The sequence below is a fragment of the Amycolatopsis sp. 2-15 genome, from assembly GCF_030285625.1.
Lineage (GTDB): Bacteria > Actinomycetota > Actinomycetes > Mycobacteriales > Pseudonocardiaceae > Amycolatopsis > Amycolatopsis carbonis.
Window position 1 is genome coordinate 5,177,083 of the sequence record NZ_CP127294.1, and the last position, 15,905, is coordinate 5,192,987.

A 15,905-nucleotide genomic window follows, 5' to 3' on the forward strand; every position below is an offset into this window, starting at 1 on the left:
CGGGGGTCCCCCGGACTGCCGAGGAGGCACCGCCATGACTCTCGCTCTGGACCGTACCGCGGACAACACCGAAATTGTTGCCGCACAGGGGATTCCCGGCGTCGCGGGGGCGGCGCTGCGGGTGCCGCTGGTGACCGGCGGCGAGATCGGCTACGCGAACCTCGACCACGCGGCGAGCGCGCCGTGTCTCGACTCGGTCCGCTCCGCCGTCGACGAGTTCCTGCCCTGGTACGCGAGCGTGCACCGCGGCGCGGGCTTCGCTTCGCAGGTTTCGACACGCCTTTACGAGCGCACGCGCGACATCCTGCGCCGGTTCGTCGACGCGCGCACCACCGACACGGTCATCTTCACGCGCAACACCACGGATTCCTTCAACCTGCTGGCACGTTCGCTGCCGCGGCGCACGTCGGTGGTCGTGTTCGACACCGAGCACCATGCGGCCCTGCTGCCTTGGCGCGGCCCGAATGTGCGCCGCGTGCAGCTGCCGCGCACGCGCCTGGCCGCGGTGTCCGTTGTGGACGAGGCGCTCGCCGCCTGCCCGGAGGGACCGCGGCTCGTGGTGGTCACCGGAGCGTCGAACGTGACCGGCGAGCTGCTGCCGGTGGCCGAGATCGCCGCCGTGGCAAGGAAACACGGTGCCCGGGTGGCGCTGGACGCCGCGCAACTCGCGCCGCACCGCAGGATTTCCCTGCGGGAGCTGGACGTCGACTACGTCGCGCTCTCGGGGCACAAGCTCTACGCGCCCTTCGGCGCCGGCGCGCTCATCGGCCGGTCCGACTGGCTGCGCGCCGCCGAGCCGTACCTCGCCGGCGGGGGAGCGACGAAGCTCGTCACCTCCGACGCCGTCGTGTGGAACACCGGTGCCGAACGGCACGAGGCCGGCTCACCGAACACCGTCGGCGTCTACGCGCTCGGCGTCGCCTGCGAGCAGCTGGCCGCGAACTGGACTGCGGTGGGCGAGCACGAGGCCACGCTGCTGGAGCGGCTGCGCAAGGGCCTGGCCGGCGTGCCCGGCTGCGCCGAGCTGCGCCTGTTCGACGCGCCGGTGGACCGCGTGGGCACGGTGAGCTTCGTCGTCGACGGCTTCGAACCCGGCTGGCTCGCCGCGGTCCTCTCGGCCGAATACGGCATCGGCGTGCGCGACGGCGCGTTCTGTGCCCACGTCGCCACCAAGCGCCTCATCGGCGAATGCGGCCGCGACGGGCAGCAGGCCGTGCGCGTGAGCCTCGGCCTGGGCAGCACCGAGGAGCACGTGGACCGCCTCGTGCTCGCGCTGCGCCAGATCGTCGCCCGCGGTGCCCGCTGGGAGTACACGAAGGTCGACGGCCGGTGGGCGCCGGTGGGGGACCCGCGGGAGCTTCCGCCGTTCTGCGCCTGACCCGCTCGCTAGGCTCCCCGCATGGGGAGAACGTGGGGGTTCTGGGTTCCGTTGGCGGTGCTGGGTTTCGCCGAGCTGATCCTGGCGGCGGTGCAGCTCGTGACCGCTGAGCACGGGGCGCAGGGCGGGTTCGTCGACCTGTACGCGGGTCCGCTGCACCCGGTCCCCGAAGGCCTGCTCGGCCCCGGTCCCGGCGGGCTGCGGTTCCTCACCCAGGACCAGGTGCCGCTGCCGCCGTCGACGTACGCGACGGCGCTCGGCTGGCCGATCGCGCTCGCCGTGGTGGTCGCGCTGCTGCTGGTCGGGTACACGCGTGCCGGGAAGGCCCTGAGCACCGGCCGGTTCGCCGCCGTCCTCGCCGGGGGCGTGCTGGCGGTGCCGGTGCTGGACCTGGTCGCCGTTCGGCTGGCTCGATCTCGGCGCCGACGTGCGCGGACCCGTGCTGGCAGCGCTGGGGCTGGTGGTGCTCGCGTGGTACGAGCGCAGCGTCGTCGTGCTGGTGGTCGCGGTGGTCTTCGCCCTGGTCGCGGCGGTGGTGCTGCCCGGGCTCGGCGGGATCGTGCTGTCGGCCGCGATCCTGCTGGCGACGGCGTTCGTGGTGGTCGCCGGACCGGCGAAGTGGCGGTCACGGCCTGCCGCCGCGACCGGGTGAGCCCGGGGCGTGGACAATAGGGGTGTGAGCACCGAGTCCTCCTCGTCCGAACGCGGCCTGTCCGAAGGCGCGAAGCCCGCTGATGCCCCCGAACCGGCGGTGACCGGCGACGCGGCTCCCGAGGAGCCCGCCGCCGAGCAGGCACCCGTGGTGCTGCCCAAGCGCCGGGTCGGGCTCGTGTTCGCGGTCGCGGCCCTGATCTGGGTGATCGACCTGGTGTCGAAGAACCTCGTTGCGGCCAACCTCGAGGGCAAGGAGCCCGTGCGCATCCTCGGCGGGGTCATCTACCTGCAGGTGATCCGCAACGCCGGCGCCGCGTTCTCGATGGCCACCGGCATGACGTGGGTGCTCGCGCTGGTCGCGGCGGCCGTGGTGGTCGCCATCGTCTGGCTCTCGCGCCGGCTGCGCAGCGTCGGCTGGGCCATCGGCCTCGGCCTGGTGCTCGCGGGCGCGCTCGGCAATCTCACCGACCGCATCTTCCGGGCCCCCGGCCCGCTGCGCGGCCACGTCATCGACTTCATCTCGGCCTTCGCCCCCAACGGCGAGGGCTTCGCGATCTTCAACATCGCCGACTCCGCGATCTGCTGCGGCGGCGTGCTCATCGTCCTGCTGTCGCTGCTGGGCAAGGACTACGACGGCACCTCCACCCGCGACAAGAACACCAAGAAGGAGACCGCGTGACTGCGCGCCTGCTGCCCGTCCCCGACGGGCTCGACGGCATGCGCGTCGACGCCGGCCTCGCCAAGCTGCTGGGCCTGTCCCGCACGGTCGTGGCGGAGCTCGCCGAGGCCGGCGACGTGCTTGTCGACGGCCGGCCCGCCGGCAAGTCCGACCGCCTGAGCGCCGGCGGCCTGCTCGAAGTGACGCTGCCGGAGCCGGAGTCCCCGATCCAGGTCATCGCCGAGCCGGTCGCGGGGATGAAGATCCTCCACGACGACGACGACATCGTCGTGATCTCCAAGCCCGTGGGCGTGGCGGTGCACCCGAGCCCGGGCTGGACCGGGCCCACGGTCGTCGGCGGGCTGGCCGCAGCGGGCCTGCGCATCTCGACGTCGGGTGCCGCCGAGCGCCAGGGCGTGGTGCACCGGCTCGACGCGGGCACCACCGGCGTGATGGTGGTGGCCAAGAGCGAGCACGCGTACACGGTGCTCAAGCGCGCCTTCAAGGAGCGCACCGTCGACAAGGGCTACCACGCCGTGGTCCAGGGCCACCCGGACCCGACGCGCGGCACCATCGACGCGCCGATCGACCGCCACCCGCGCCACGACTACAAGTTCGCCGTGGTCGCGGGCGGGCGCCCGAGCGTGACGCACTACGAGGTGGTGGAGGCGTTCCGCGCCGCGTCGCTGGCCCACGTGAAGCTCGAGACGGGCCGCACGCACCAGATCCGCGTGCACTTCTCCGCGCTGCGCCACCCGTGTGTGGGCGACCTGACCTACGGCGCCGACCCGGTGCTCGCGCGCCACCTGGGCCTCACGCGGCAGTGGCTGCACGCCCGCACCCTCGGCTTCGCGCACCCGGCCGACGGCCGCTGGGTCGAGTTCGAGGCCGAGTACCCCGACGACCTCGCCCGCGCGCTGGAGACCCTGCGCGAGGAGAGCTACTAGCCCTCGACGGCCCAGGTCAGCGTGCGGTCGTCCGGCTCCGGCCGGGGGCTCCAGCGGACCGAGACCACGCGCGTCGTGTCCGGGATGACGTAGACGGTGTGGCCGCCGAGCGTCTCGCCGGGCCGCACGCCGATCTTGTGCGGCGGCCGGGAGGTCAGCGACACGGGCGCCTTGGTGACCGTCGTGCCGTCGGCCGTGACGAGCTCCAAGTAGTTGTCGGGCAGCGACGCGAAGGACACGTTGCCGCGGTTGGTGATCTCGGTGTGCACGACCACCGCCCGCTCGCCCGCGTCGAGGCGGTAGCCGGCGGCGCCGAACAGGTAGTCGGCCGGGTCCTGCACCTCCAGCAACTGCACGGTGAGCTGCTCGCCTTCGAGCCCCTGCGTCGTGAGCGTCTCGCCGATCCGGCCGTGTCTGCCCTCGGCCGGGCCCGCGCGGCGCGGTTCGTCGCCGCGCGCCCAGGACGCAGTTTGCGGCACGCCCCACGTGCTCAGCGCGGGGTCGAGCCGCGGCGGGGCCGTGTATGAGCCAGACGGCATGCCATAGGGACCCGAGGGCACGCCGTACGGGCCGGACGGCACGCCGTGCACGGGGCCCGACCCTCCACCGTGGACGGACGGCGCACCCGGCATTCCGGGTCCGTTCCCGGGACGCGGAACGGGGGCGCTCGGCGGGGCCGCGGCCGGGAACCCTTGTCCCGTCGGCATCCCGGGACCCGCTCCGGCGGGCATGCCGGGGCCGGGCCGTCCGCCGGGCGCGGCGACGGGCATCGCCCCGGAGGGCGGCTGGGCCTGCTGCCACGACGGCGGCGCACCCGCGATCGCCGCGCGCAGCCCGGCGGGATCGCTCTCGACGCCGACGAGCAGCGGCAACCCGCTGCCGGACAAGGCAACCAGACGGTAGGCGACCTCCCGCGGATCCATGCCCACTTTCGCGGCCAGGTCGTGCACGGCCGTTTTGCCCAGCTCGGCGAGGGCGGCGAGCAGGCGGACATCGGCGGGATCGGTCACGGCCACCCGGGGAACGCTACCTTCCGGGTCACCTCGGGCGCGGCAAGGCCGGGCCGCGTCGCCCGGTCCGGTGGCGGCGGCCCGGTTCAGGTGGCTCCGGGTATCCGGCACGGCCCGGATCCGCCGTTCACAATGGGTGAACGGGACGCTCGTGCCGGAACGCCACTCCGGGGTCCCGGTCTCCATTAGGGTCGGAATCGCACGGCACCACCGAACCCCGGGAGTCCGCACCCATGACCGTCGTCACCGATCTCGCCGACGAGCTCGTCGACGAGATGTTCGGCTTCGAACCGCTCTCCGCCGCGATCCTGGGCATCAAGCCCGACGCACCGGGGCTCGGCGACCCGAGCGCCGCCGCCGAAGCCGTGTACCGCGAGCGGCTCGCCGGCCTGCTGGCGCGGGCGCGGGCGATCGAGGCCGGCGAGCTCGACGCGACGGACCGTGTAACCCGCGAGGTGGTGATCAACTCGATCGAGGGCAAGCTCGACCTCATCGACAGCCATTTCGGCGAGTTCACCGTGACCGACCTGTTCGTCGGGCCCGCGGCGGGCCTGCTCTCGGCGCTGCCGATGGTGCCGGTGCTGCCGGGGGAGAAGGCGTCGGTGCACCTCGACCGGCTGGCCGAGATCCCGGCCTTCCTGCGCGCAGTCGCGCTGCGGCACCGCGAGGGCATCGAGGCCGGAATGGTGCCCGTCGAGCGGCTGGTGAAGGGCGCGATCGCCCACGTCGACCGCTACCTCGCCGAACCCGCGGGCGACCCGCTGCTGCGCCAGCCGGCGCCGGACGAGGCGTTCGCGAACCGGCGCGAGGAGCTGCTGCGCGACGTCGTGCGCCCGGCGTTCAAGGAGTACCGCGACTTCCTCGAAGCCGAAGTGCTCGCCCACGGCCGGCCCGACGACCGTGCGGGAGTGTCGTGGCTGCCCGGCGGGGACGAGATCTACGCGCGCCTCGCGCGCATGCACACCACCACCGACCGCTCGCCGCAGGAGCTGCACGACACCGGCCTCGAGGTGATCGCGGGCCAGGTCGAGCAGTACCAGGCACTGGGCGAGCGCGTGTTCGGCACCCGCGACCTGCAGGAGATCTTCGAGCGGCTGCGCACCGACCCGAAGCTGCGCTGGACGAGCGCCGAAGAGCTGCTGGACACCGCACGCTCGGCGATCACGCGCGCGGCAGGCGAGTCGCCGAAGTGGTTCGGCACGATCCCCGCGCAGCCGTGGACGGTCGAGGCCGTGCCGGAGGACTCCGCGCCCGGCGCGCCGCCCGCGTACTTCATGCCGCCGGCCGTCGACGGCTCGCGCCCGGGCACCTACTTCGCCAACACCTACGAGGCCACCGAACGGTTCCGGCACACGGCCGAGGCCACGGCGTTCCACGAGGCGATCCCGGGCCACCACTTCCAGCTGAGCACCGCGCTCGAGCTCACCGACCTGCCGCTGCTGCGCCGCCTCGGCGACTTCAACGCCTACGTCGAGGGCTGGGGCCTCTACACCGAGCGCCTCGCCGACGAGATGGGCCTGTACTCCGACGACGTCTCGTTGCTCGGCATGCTCACGCTGGAGTCGATGCGCGCCGGGCGGCTCGTGGTCGACACGGGGCTGCACGCGCTGGGCTGGACCCGGCAGCAGGCCGTGGACTACCTCGTCGGCAACACGCCGATGGGCCGGCTGGAGATCGAGGCCGAGGTCGACCGCTACATCGGCTACCCCGGCCAGGCGCTCGCGTACCTGGTGGGGCGCCTGGAGATCCAGCGGATCCGCGCCGCCGCCGAGACCCGGCTGGGCAGTGAGTTCGACGTCCGCGCGTTCCACGACGTGGTGCTCTCCGGCGGCGCGCTGCCGCTGTCGGTGCTCGACACGGTGGTCGCGGAGTGGGTCGCCGGTCACGGTGACACCGTCGCGGGCCTGGCCGAGGATCTGCTGGAGCTCGAGTTCGAGCGCGAGCCGATCGAGCGCACCTTGTACGGCCTGCCCGGCGACGACGGTGTGCTGCCAGACCCGAGCCTCGCCGCGACCGCGAGCTTCCGCGCCCGCTTCGCCGACTTCGCCGACCGCGCGGAGGCCATCGACCGGGCCGGGCTGTCGGCCACCGACGCCGTGACGCGCGACGTGATCATCGCCCGCGCCCGCGGCGTGGTCGACTCGCTCGACTCGCGACTGTCCGGGTTCGCCGTGAGCGACGGTTTCAGTTCACCTGCGTTGCAGCTGATCACCAACCTCTCGGCGCTGGTGCCGGAGGACGAGAAGAAGGCCCAGGGCTACCTCCGCCGCCTCGCGGGTGTCGGCGACTACCTCGACGCCGTGATCGAAGCCCAGCGCGCCACCGTGGCCGACGGCTTCGCGCCGCCGGACTTCCTGGTGCGCGTGGGCATCGGGTACGTCGAGCGCTACCTCGCGGCCGAGGACACCGACCCGCTGCGCGTCACGCCGGCCGTGGAGGTCGCCGGGTTCGCGGAGGAACGCGACCGGCTGCTGGCCGAGGTCGTGCGGCCGGCGTATGCGCGCTACCGCACGTTCCTGGCCGACGAGGTGGCGCCGGTCGCCAAGCCCGAGTCGGAGCCGGGCATCGGACATCTGCCGGGCGGGCAGGAGAAGTACCAGGGCCTGATCCGCGCCGAGACCACCACCGACCGTACGGCGCAGGAGCTGCACGACACGGGCTTGCGGATCGCCGAGAAGCTGGCGGGGGAGTACCGCGAGCTCGGCGGGCGGGTGTTCGGCACCGAGGACCTCGCCGAGATCTTCGAGCACCTGCGCAGCGACCCCGAGCTGCGCTGGCGTGACGGCGAGGAGCTGCTGGCCGGCGCTCGCGCTGCCATCACGCGGGCGGAAGCCGTTGCGCCGCAGTGGTTCTCGCGCGTGCCCGCGGCGAAGTGCGTGGTGGCGCCGGTGCCCGAGGCCGACGCGGCCAGCGGCACCATCGCCTACTACCTGCCCGCCTCGCTCGACGGCTCGCGGCCGGGCACGTACTACGCCAACACCCACGAGGCGAGCTCGCGGCCGCGGTTCACCAGCGAGGGAATCGCGTTCCACGAAGCCGTGCCGGGGCACCACTTCCAGCTCTCGTTCGCGCAGGAGCTCACGGATCTGCCGCTGCTGCGGCGGCTGGTGCCGTTCAACGCCTACATCGAGGGCTGGGGCCTCTACTCCGAGCGGCTCGCCGAGGAGATGGGCCTGTACTCCGACGACGTCACGCGCCTGGGCATGCTCACGCAGGACTCGATGCGCGCCGCCCGGCTCGTGGTCGACACCGGCCTGCACGCGCTGGGCTGGACCCGGCAGCAGGCCGTGGACTACGCGGTGGCCAACACGCCGATGGCGCGGATCGAGATCGAGGCGGAGATCGACCGGTACGTCGCGAACCCGGGCCAGGCGCTCGGCTACATGGTGGGGCGCCTGGAGATCGAGCGCGTCCGCGCCGCGGCCGAGGAGGCGCTGGGCGCGGACTTCGACATCCGCGAGTTCCACGACGTGGTGCTGGGCAACGGAAACCTGCCACTGTCTGCACTGGACACACTCGTGACGGAGTGGATCGCCGCCCGGCAGGCGGGGGTCGCGCGGTGACCTGGCTCGACCTGCCCGAGGACACGGACTTCGGGCTCGACAATCTGCCCTACGGCGTGTTCTCCCGCGGCGGCGAGCCGGCACGTCGCGTCGGCGTGGCGGTGGGCGAGCACGTGCTCGACCTGTCGGCGGCGGCCGAGGAAGCGGCGGCGCCGTTCGCGCAGCTGCTCACGAGCGGCGTGCTCAACCCGCTGCTGGCGGCCGGGCCCGCGACGTGGCACGACGTGCGTGAGCAGATACGCGAGTGGCTCACCGCCGGTCGCTACGCCGACCAGGTGCGCCCGCACCTGGTGCCCCGCACTGAGATCACGAACCACCTGCCGTTCGAGGTCGCGGACTACGTCGACTTCTACTCGAGCGAGCAGCACGCGATCAACGCCGGGCGGATCTTCCGCGGTGCCGACGACGAGCTGATGCCGAACTGGAAGCACCTCCCGATCGGCTACCACGGCCGAGCCGGCACGGTCGTGGTGTCGGGAACGCCGGTCGTACGGCCTTCGGGGCAGCGCAAGCCGCGCGCGGCCACGGATCCGTCGTTCGGGCCGTCGCAGCTGCTCGACATCGAGGCCGAGGTCGGTTTCGTGGTGGGCACCCCGTCGACGCTGGGCACGCCGGTGCCGGTCGAGGACTTCGAGAAACACGTGTTCGGCGTGTGCCTGGTCAACGACTGGTCGGCGCGCGACATCCAGGGCTGGGAGTCGCAGCCGCTCGGGCCGTTCCTCGGGAAGTCGTTCGCGACGTCGGTGGCGCCGTGGATCGTGCCGCTGGCCGCGCTGGAGCACGCGCGGGTGCCGCAGCCGGCACAGGACCCGCGGCCGCTGGAGTACCTGCGGGTCACCGAGCCGTGGGGGCTGGACCTGGCGCTGGAGATCCGGCTCAACGGCCATCTGGTGTCGAGCCCACCCTTCGCCACGCAGTACTGGACGGCGCCGCAACAGCTCGCGCACCTCACCGTCAACGGCGCGAGCCTGCGGACCGGCGACCTGTACGCGTCGGGCACCGTCACCGGCCCGGCCAAGCAGCAGCGTGGTTCGCTGCTGGAGCTGAGCTGGGGCGGGCGCGAACCGTTCACCCTGGGCGACGGCGAAACGCGGACGTTCCTGGAAGACGGCGACGAGGTCTCGATCAGCGCCACCGCGCCCGGGCCCGGCGGCACCCGGATCGGCTTCGGGGAGGTGACCGGGAGGGTCGTGCCGCGCTGAGCCGGCACGCCAAACCTGACTGGGGTAACGGTCACGTCCGGAGAGCAATGGAGGCCGGCGGCGCCGTCGGCGGAGCGTCGCCGCACGGCGGGGCGGGCCGATGTGTAGTGATATGGGATAGGTGAAGACACTTCGCTCTTTCCTGGACAAGGCGGACGAACGGCTGGGCGACGGGCTCGAGCGCGTCCTGTGCGCCCATCACCGGCGGCGGCTGCGTGGGCTCGGCTGGGGCGCCGTGCTCGAACCGGTCGGTGGGCAGGACCGGTTCGGCGGACGAGCCCCGATCCGCCGGCACAACAGGGTCGAAGTGCTGATCGACGGCGAGGAGTCCTTGCCGGTGATCGAGAACGCCATCCGGCGCGCCCGGTCCCACGTGCACATCGCCGGCTGGCACGCGAGCGCCGACTTCCGGCTCACGCGCGAACCTGGCGCGCTCACGCTTCGGGAGCTGCTCGCCGAGACCGCCGGACGCGGTGTCGGCGTACGCGTGCTGCTGTGGGCGGGCCCACCGCTGCCGGCGTTCCAGCCGACGCGGGGCCTGGCGCGGAAGGAGCAGCGGCAGCTCTCCACGGGGACCGGCGTGCGTTGCGTGCTGGACTCCCGCGAGCGGACCATGCATTGCCACCACGAGAAACTGGTGGTGGTCGACGACACGGTGGCGTTCGTCGGCGGCGTGGATTTCACCGCGCTGGAAGGCGACCGGCACGACAGCCCGAACCACCCGCCGCGGGCGATCGGCTGGCACGATCTGGTGGCCCGGCTCGAAGGGCCGGTCGTCGCGGACGTCGCGGAGCACTTCCGGCAGCGGTGGACCGAAGTGGCGGGCGAAGACCTGCCGGCCCCGGATGTGCCGGGGCCCGCGGGCGACAGCGGCGTGCAGCTGCTGCGGACGGTGCCCGACAACACCTACGCGTTCGCGCCGAAGGGCGAATTCACGATCCTCGACAGCTACCTTCGCGCGCTGCGGTCGGCACGGCGGCTGGTCTACCTGGAGAACCAGTTCCTGTGGTCGCCCGAAATCATCGAAGTGCTCCTCGCCAAACTGCGCGAGCCGCCGGACGACCGCTTCCGCGTGGTGCTGGTGCTGCCGCGCAAACCCAGCAACGGTGCCGACACCACTCGCGGCCAGCTGGGCCGGCTCATCGACGCGGACGACGGGAACAACCGGCTCCTCGCGACGACGATCAGCGCCCACGACGGCGACTCCGCCGCCCCCGTGTACGTCCACGCGAAACTCGGCATCGTGGACGACGAGTGGCTGACCGTGGGATCCGCGAACCTGAACGAGCACTCGCTCTTCAACGACACGGAAGTCAACATCACGACCGACGACCGTGCTCTGGTCCGCGCCACCAGGCTGCGCTTGTGGTCCGAACACCTGGGCCGCCCCGCCGCGGAACTGGACACCGACCCGGCGGACGTGATCGACCACCTGTGGCGGCCCCTCGCGGAGGAACAAGCCGACCGTGAACGGCGCGGCGAGCGGCGCACCCACCGGCTCGTGCTGCTCCCCGGCGTCTCCCGCCGCGCCGGCCGGCTGCAGGGCCCGTTGCGGGGTCTCCTCGTGGACGGCTGAGCAGGCATCCGCGGCGTCCGCCCGCCGACACCCCGAGGGGCCGTACCCGCGTGGGTACGGCCCCCGAAGCGCGCGGACGGATCCGCGCAGCCGAAAACTCCGAGGTGATCGGGGATGGAAGTGATCACACGGAGTCGAGGTCGGCACTCCCTCGGGCCAGCGCCGCCCGGCTGACGCCCAGCACACAGCCGAGCGACAGCAACGACACCAGGCAGACGTAGACGGCCACCGAGACGACCGAGCCGGTGGCCCGGACCAGTGAAGCCGCGATGATCGGCGCGAGCGCGCCACCCAGCAGCACACCCATCTGGAAACTGGTCGACGCGGCGCTGAACCGGACCCGGGCGTCGAACATCTCCACGATGAACGTGGCCTGCGGTCCGTAGCTGACGCTGAAGAAGATCGCGCCCACGAGGTAAGCCCCCAGCACCGCGGCGAAGTTGCCGCTCGCGACCGCGAGGATCGTCGGGTAGATCCACGCCGCCATCGCGGCGAGGCCGATCAGGATCATGCGGCGCCTGCCGAACCGTTCGCTCATCGAGCCGAAGTACGGCAGTGCCGCGCACGCGACCACACCGGAGACCATGATGGCGGTGAGCAAGGAACCCCGGTCCATCGTTTTCGCCGAGGTGGCGTAGCTCAGGGCGTAGGTGTTGACGATGTAGTAGTAGGCGCCGGTGCTGATCATCGAGCCGATGGCGAGCAGGATCTGCATGGGGTACGCGCGGATCGCGGTGATCAGCGGCGCGCGCTGCGCCTCCTTGCGTTCACGGACCTTCTCGAACACCGGCGTCTCGCGCAGCTGCAACCGCACCACGAGCCCCACGGCCACCAGCACGATGCTGATGAGGAACGGAATCCGCCAGCCCCACGCCATGAACTGCTGCTCGGGCAGTTGCGAGACCAGCAGGAACACCAGGGTGGACAGCACCAGCCCGGCCGGGACGCCGATCTGCGGGAGGCTGCCGTAGAGGCCGCGCTTGCGGGGCGAGGCGTACTCCACGGCCGTGAGCACGGCGCCGCCCCATTCGCCACCGACTCCGAAGCCCTGCACCAGGCGCAAGAGCACCATGAGGATCGGCGCCCACACGCCCACTTGCGCGTAGGTGGGCAGCACGCCCATGAGGAACGTCGCGAACCCCATCATGGTCAGCGAGAGGACCAGCATCTTCTTCCGGCCGATCCGGTCGCCGAAGTGGCCGAGGATGATCCCGCCGATCGGCCGGGCCCCGAACCCGATCGCGAAGGTCGAGAACGCGAGCAACGAGCCGGCGAGCGGGTCCGCGGAGGGAAAGTACAGCGGTGCGATGACCAGAGCGGCGGCGATCCCGTAGAGCTGGAAGTCGTACCACTCGATGGTCGTGCCGATCAGCACCGACAGGGCGACCCGCCGCATCGGTGGCCGAGCTTGGGGCGACGGCCCCGCTGGAGCATCCTGCGCGGTCGTGGATCTCGACGGACCTCGTGACCGGTCTGGCGTCGGCTCACTCGCCATGTACTTCTCCTCGTCGTTTTGGGGACGGCGGGAAACGCCGTCCGAACCTGATGACTGCATTGGCATCCAGGAGCGAGGGCGGCCGTGTGGCTGTGGCTGGACCGGCCGTTCGCGAGATCGATCGGTCAGCGTCGCCGATCGATGGGTTAATTAACGTTCATTAATGGGTGAAAAGGGACGATAGTGTGGAGCTGTGACCAAGTCAACGGCCGTCTCGCCGCAGGCCGTGCACGAAGCCGCTCGCGACCTGTTCGCGAGCCGGGGATACCGCGGCACCTCGATGAAGGACATCGCGCAGGTCTTGGCAGTCTCCGCGCCGAACCTCTACAACCACGTCACGTCCAAGCAGGATCTGCTCTACCGGATCATGGACGTGGCGATGGACCGCGCTCTCGCCGCACTCGCCACCGCCCTCGACGGTGTGACCGACCTGGCGGACCAGCTGCGGCGCGCCACCGAGGTCACGGTGCTGGACTTCCTCGAGAACCCCGCCGAGGTCACGGTCTGCAACAGCGAGATCCGCAATCTGGAAGCACCGTTGCGCCAGGCCATCATCGACAAACGCGACGCCTACGGCGCGCAGATCCTCGCCATCGTCGACCGCGGCTGCGCGCAAGGCCTGTTCGACGTGCCCGAACCGCGGGTCGCCTCGTTCGCGATCCTGGAGATGGGCAACAACGCCAAGGCCTGGTTCCACCCGGACGGCCACTACACCGCGGCCGAAGTGGCCGCGCTGTACGGCACTTTCGCCCTGCGGATCGTCGGCTGCCTGCCCACGGAGCGGTGATCGGCGCCGGTGGTGGCCGGGCGGGTCGTGCCCCGCTAGGCTAAGCGCACGCTTAGCCAGGCTGGTGCGCCGGGCCGTGGGAACGTGAGGAGCACGATGAGGATCGGGACGGGCATCAACTACTCCGGCGGGTTCGCCGACAGCGTGGCGGACATCGTCGAGCTGGAGAAGGTGGGGCTCGACATCGCCTTCGTCCCGGAGGCCTACAGCTTCGACGCGGTGAGCCAGCTGGGATACCTCGCGGCGAAGACCGAACGGGTGCAGCTGGCGTCCGGGATCTTCCAGATCTACACGCGCACGCCGAGCCTTACGGCGATGACGGCGGCGGGTCTGGACTTCGTGTCCGGCGGCCGGTTCACGCTGGGGCTCGGTGCGTCGGGCCCGCAGGTGATCGAGGGCTTCCACGGTGTGAAGTACGACGCGCCGCTGGCCCGTACGCGCGAGATCGTGGAGATCTGCCGGCAGGTGTGGCGGCGCGAGCGCGTGGTCCACGAGGGCAAGCACTACACCATTCCGCTGCCGCCGGAGCAGGGCACGGGGCTGGGCAAGCCGCTGAAGCTGATCAACCACCCGGTGCGCGAGCGGATCCCGATCCTGCTGGCGGCGCTGGGGCCGAAGAACGTCGCGTTGACCGCGGAGCTGGCCGAGGGCTGGGAGCCGATCTTCTTCCACCCGGAGAAGGCGAACGACGTCTGGGGCGAGTCACTGGCCGAGGGCAAGGCCAAGCGCGACCCGGCGCTGGGCGAGCTGGACGTGTTCGCGGGCCCGGCGCTCGCGATCGGCGACGACGTGGAGCACCTGCTCGACCAGGTCCGGCCGCACCTGGCGCTCTACATCGGCGGGATGGGCGCGCGCGGCAACAACTTCTACAACACCCTCGCCCAGCGCTACGGCTTCGAGGCCGAGGCGAAACAGATCCAGGACCTCTACCTCGACGGCAAGAAGGACGAGGCCGCGGCCGCCGTGCCCCTGGAATTGCTGCGCGCGATCTCGCTCGTGGGCCCCGCGTCGTATGTCAAGGAACGGGTGGCGGCATTCGCGGAAGCGGGGGTGACCACGCTCGTGGTCAGTCCACTGCAGCCCGGTCGCGAGGCTCGGCTCGACGCGGTGGCGAAGCTGAAGGAGATCGTCGGCTGACCTGGTCCGACGCGCCGGTGAGCGAGACGAATCAGACTCGCTCAGGCGTTCGGTTTATCATGTCGTGATAGAAGGTGTGAAGAAGTCGCACCTCGGGCCCGAGGCCGTGGTGGGAAAACCGTAAATCTGCCGCCGATGGATCTCATCAGGTGTAGGAACGGTCTTCCGGGGGAACACGTCGGCGAAGGCGAAAGCGAGGTAGGCCTGACTGTGCGCAGAAAAGCGGGGCCGGCTGCCGGGGTTCTGGACGTGGGATCGTTCAGCGCCCGCCTTGTCGTACTCGAGCCGGGCGGAACGCCGCTGGAACCGGCCCTGAGCCACCAGACGCGGCTGCGCCTCGACCGCGAGCTCGACGACGACTGCCGGCTGAGCCCGCGCGGCATCGCGGCCATTTCCGCGGCGGTCGCCCGCGGCGTGGCCGTGGCGGAAGAGCACGGCGTGCGCGACGTGTTCCCGCTGGCGACGTCCTCGATCCGCGACGCGGCCAACGCCGGCGAGGTGGTGCGCCGCGTCCGCCGCGACACCGGCGTGGAGCTGCAGTTCCTCTCCGGCCGCCGCGAAGCCGAGCTGACCTACGTGGGCGCGCGGCGCTGGTACGGCGCGTCCGCGGGCCCGCTGCTGGTGCTCGACATCGGCGGCGGCACGGTGGAGCTGTCGGCCGGGCGCGGCTCGCAGGCCGAGTTCGCCCGTTCGCTTCCGCTCGGCGCCCGCTCGGTCACGCGCGACTGGCTGCCGGCCGAGCCGCCGGTGCGCACGAAGAAGGTCCGCGCGCTGCGCGAGCACGTGCTGGAAGAGGTGGCCGGCGCACTGGGTGACGCGACGGAACACCTCGCCGACCACCGTGTGGTCGGCTGTTCGAAGGTGCTGCGCCAGCTCGCCCGCCTCGCGGGCGACCGCCCCGGCAGGGACCGCGAACTGCACCTCGAGGATCTGCGCGTCTGGATCCCGCGCCTGGCCGCCATGCCGTCGGCGAAACGCGCCGAACTGCCCGGCATCTCGCGCCAGCGCGCCCAGCAGGCCCTCGGCGGCGCTGTTGTGGCGGAAGCACTGCTGACCATTGCGGGCGGACGAATGGCCATCTGTCCGTGGTCGACCCGCGACGGCCTTCTGCTCACCCTGCTCGACGCGCTCGTCACGACCCCGGACAGCACGGGTTCGCGTCCGGCCGCGTGACATCCCTGGTGCGGCCAGGGTGGAACGGGGTATTCCGGACCTATGACACGTGAGCTCTTCCCGCGGGATCGATCCGAGGACGACGAAGACGAATTGGCGCTGCCTGATCCCAGTCGGGTGCGGTCTGAGGTGCCGACGGTGCCGGGGCCGGATCTGACGCCGGGTGAGACCAAGGAAGTGGAGGCGCCGCCGGGGACCGGCGTCGAAGACCCGGAGGACGCCTGAGTGGTGGCGTGGCTCGTTGCGCTGGCGCGCGACGGTGCGCGTGGGGTGGGTGGACGGCACCCCGATCTTTGAGTATCGCCGGGGGAAGGCGGGGGATCGA

At 71.8% G+C, this 15,905-nt stretch carries 13 protein-coding genes; 11 read left to right on the forward strand and 2 right to left on the reverse strand.

Features of this window, described 5'->3' with window-relative positions:
• Window positions 1–34 precede the first annotated feature (34 nt).
• The 4 genes from QRX50_RS25685 to QRX50_RS25700 all read left to right on the forward strand — a co-directional run bounded on the left by QRX50_RS25685 (window position 35) and on the right by QRX50_RS25700 (window position 3,637).
• Complete coding sequence (locus QRX50_RS25685; RefSeq protein WP_285965733.1) at window positions 35–1,378, forward strand: aminotransferase class V-fold PLP-dependent enzyme; 1,344 nt, start codon at window positions 35–37, stop codon at window positions 1,376–1,378.
• 439 nt (window positions 1,379–1,817) lie between these two features.
• Entirely contained in the window at window positions 1,818–2,030 is a 213-nt protein-coding gene (locus QRX50_RS25690) for a hypothetical protein (protein WP_285965734.1), read from the forward strand.
• Between the two features lie 24 nt (window positions 2,031–2,054).
• Window positions 2,055–2,711 carry a signal peptidase II gene (lspA, locus tag QRX50_RS25695; RefSeq protein ID WP_434533138.1) on the forward strand — a complete coding sequence of 219 codons (657 nt, stop codon included), beginning with the start codon at window positions 2,055–2,057 and terminating at the stop codon, window positions 2,709–2,711.
• Entirely contained in the window at window positions 2,708–3,637 is a 930-nt protein-coding gene (locus tag QRX50_RS25700) for an RluA family pseudouridine synthase (RefSeq protein ID WP_285965735.1), read from the forward strand. Before lspA ends, QRX50_RS25700 begins: the two co-directional genes overlap by 4 nt.
• Here the strand turns inward: QRX50_RS25700 and QRX50_RS25705 are convergent.
• Window positions 3,634–4,653 carry an AsnC family protein gene (locus QRX50_RS25705; RefSeq protein ID WP_285965736.1) on the reverse strand — a complete coding sequence of 340 codons (1,020 nt, stop codon included), beginning with the start codon at window positions 4,651–4,653 and terminating at the stop codon, window positions 3,634–3,636. The genes QRX50_RS25700 and QRX50_RS25705 overlap by 4 nt on opposite strands.
• Before the next feature lie 227 nt (window positions 4,654–4,880).
• Here QRX50_RS25705 and QRX50_RS25710 point away from each other — a divergent pair, with 227 nt between their 5' ends.
• The 3 genes from QRX50_RS25710 (at window position 4,881) to QRX50_RS25720 (ending at window position 10,988) form a co-directional block, all read left to right on the forward strand.
• A complete protein-coding gene (locus QRX50_RS25710) occupies window positions 4,881–8,210 on the forward strand; it encodes a DUF885 domain-containing protein (protein ID WP_285965737.1) in 3,330 nt (1,109 codons plus the stop codon).
• Entirely contained in the window at window positions 8,207–9,412 is a 1,206-nt protein-coding gene (gene fahA, locus QRX50_RS25715) for a fumarylacetoacetase (protein ID WP_285965738.1), read from the forward strand. The genes QRX50_RS25710 and fahA overlap by 4 nt, the downstream gene beginning before the upstream one ends.
• A gap of 121 nt (window positions 9,413–9,533) precedes the next feature.
• Window positions 9,534–10,988, forward strand: coding sequence for a phospholipase D-like domain-containing protein (locus QRX50_RS25720; RefSeq protein ID WP_285965739.1), 1,455 nt, complete (start codon window positions 9,534–9,536; stop codon window positions 10,986–10,988).
• Between the two features lie 124 nt (window positions 10,989–11,112).
• Here the strand turns inward: QRX50_RS25720 and QRX50_RS25725 are convergent, their stop codons facing one another.
• Window positions 11,113–12,384 (reverse strand): MFS transporter, encoded by a 1,272-nt coding sequence (locus QRX50_RS25725; protein ID WP_285965740.1) that lies wholly within the window; start codon window positions 12,382–12,384, stop codon window positions 11,113–11,115.
• Window positions 12,385–12,676: 292 nt separating this feature from the next.
• On the opposite strand from QRX50_RS25725, the gene QRX50_RS25730 reads away from it, so the two are divergent.
• The 4 genes from QRX50_RS25730 to QRX50_RS25745 all read left to right on the forward strand — a co-directional run bounded on the left by QRX50_RS25730 (window position 12,677) and on the right by QRX50_RS25745 (window position 15,805).
• Complete coding sequence (locus QRX50_RS25730; protein ID WP_285965741.1) at window positions 12,677–13,270, forward strand: TetR/AcrR family transcriptional regulator; 594 nt, start codon at window positions 12,677–12,679, stop codon at window positions 13,268–13,270.
• Between the two features lie 96 nt (window positions 13,271–13,366).
• The gene (locus tag QRX50_RS25735) at window positions 13,367–14,407 is read left to right on the forward strand and encodes an LLM class F420-dependent oxidoreductase (protein ID WP_285965742.1); all 1,041 of its coding nucleotides are present in this window, start codon (window positions 13,367–13,369) and stop codon (window positions 14,405–14,407) included.
• Window positions 14,408–14,617: 210 nt separating this feature from the next.
• Window positions 14,618–15,580 carry a Ppx/GppA phosphatase family protein gene (locus QRX50_RS25740; RefSeq protein WP_285965743.1) on the forward strand — a complete coding sequence of 321 codons (963 nt, stop codon included), beginning with the start codon at window positions 14,618–14,620 and terminating at the stop codon, window positions 15,578–15,580.
• Window positions 15,581–15,622: 42 nt separating this feature from the next.
• Window positions 15,623–15,805, forward strand: a complete 183-nt coding sequence (locus QRX50_RS25745) for a hypothetical protein (RefSeq protein ID WP_285965744.1) — start codon at window positions 15,623–15,625, stop codon at window positions 15,803–15,805.
• Window positions 15,806–15,905 lie beyond the last annotated feature (100 nt).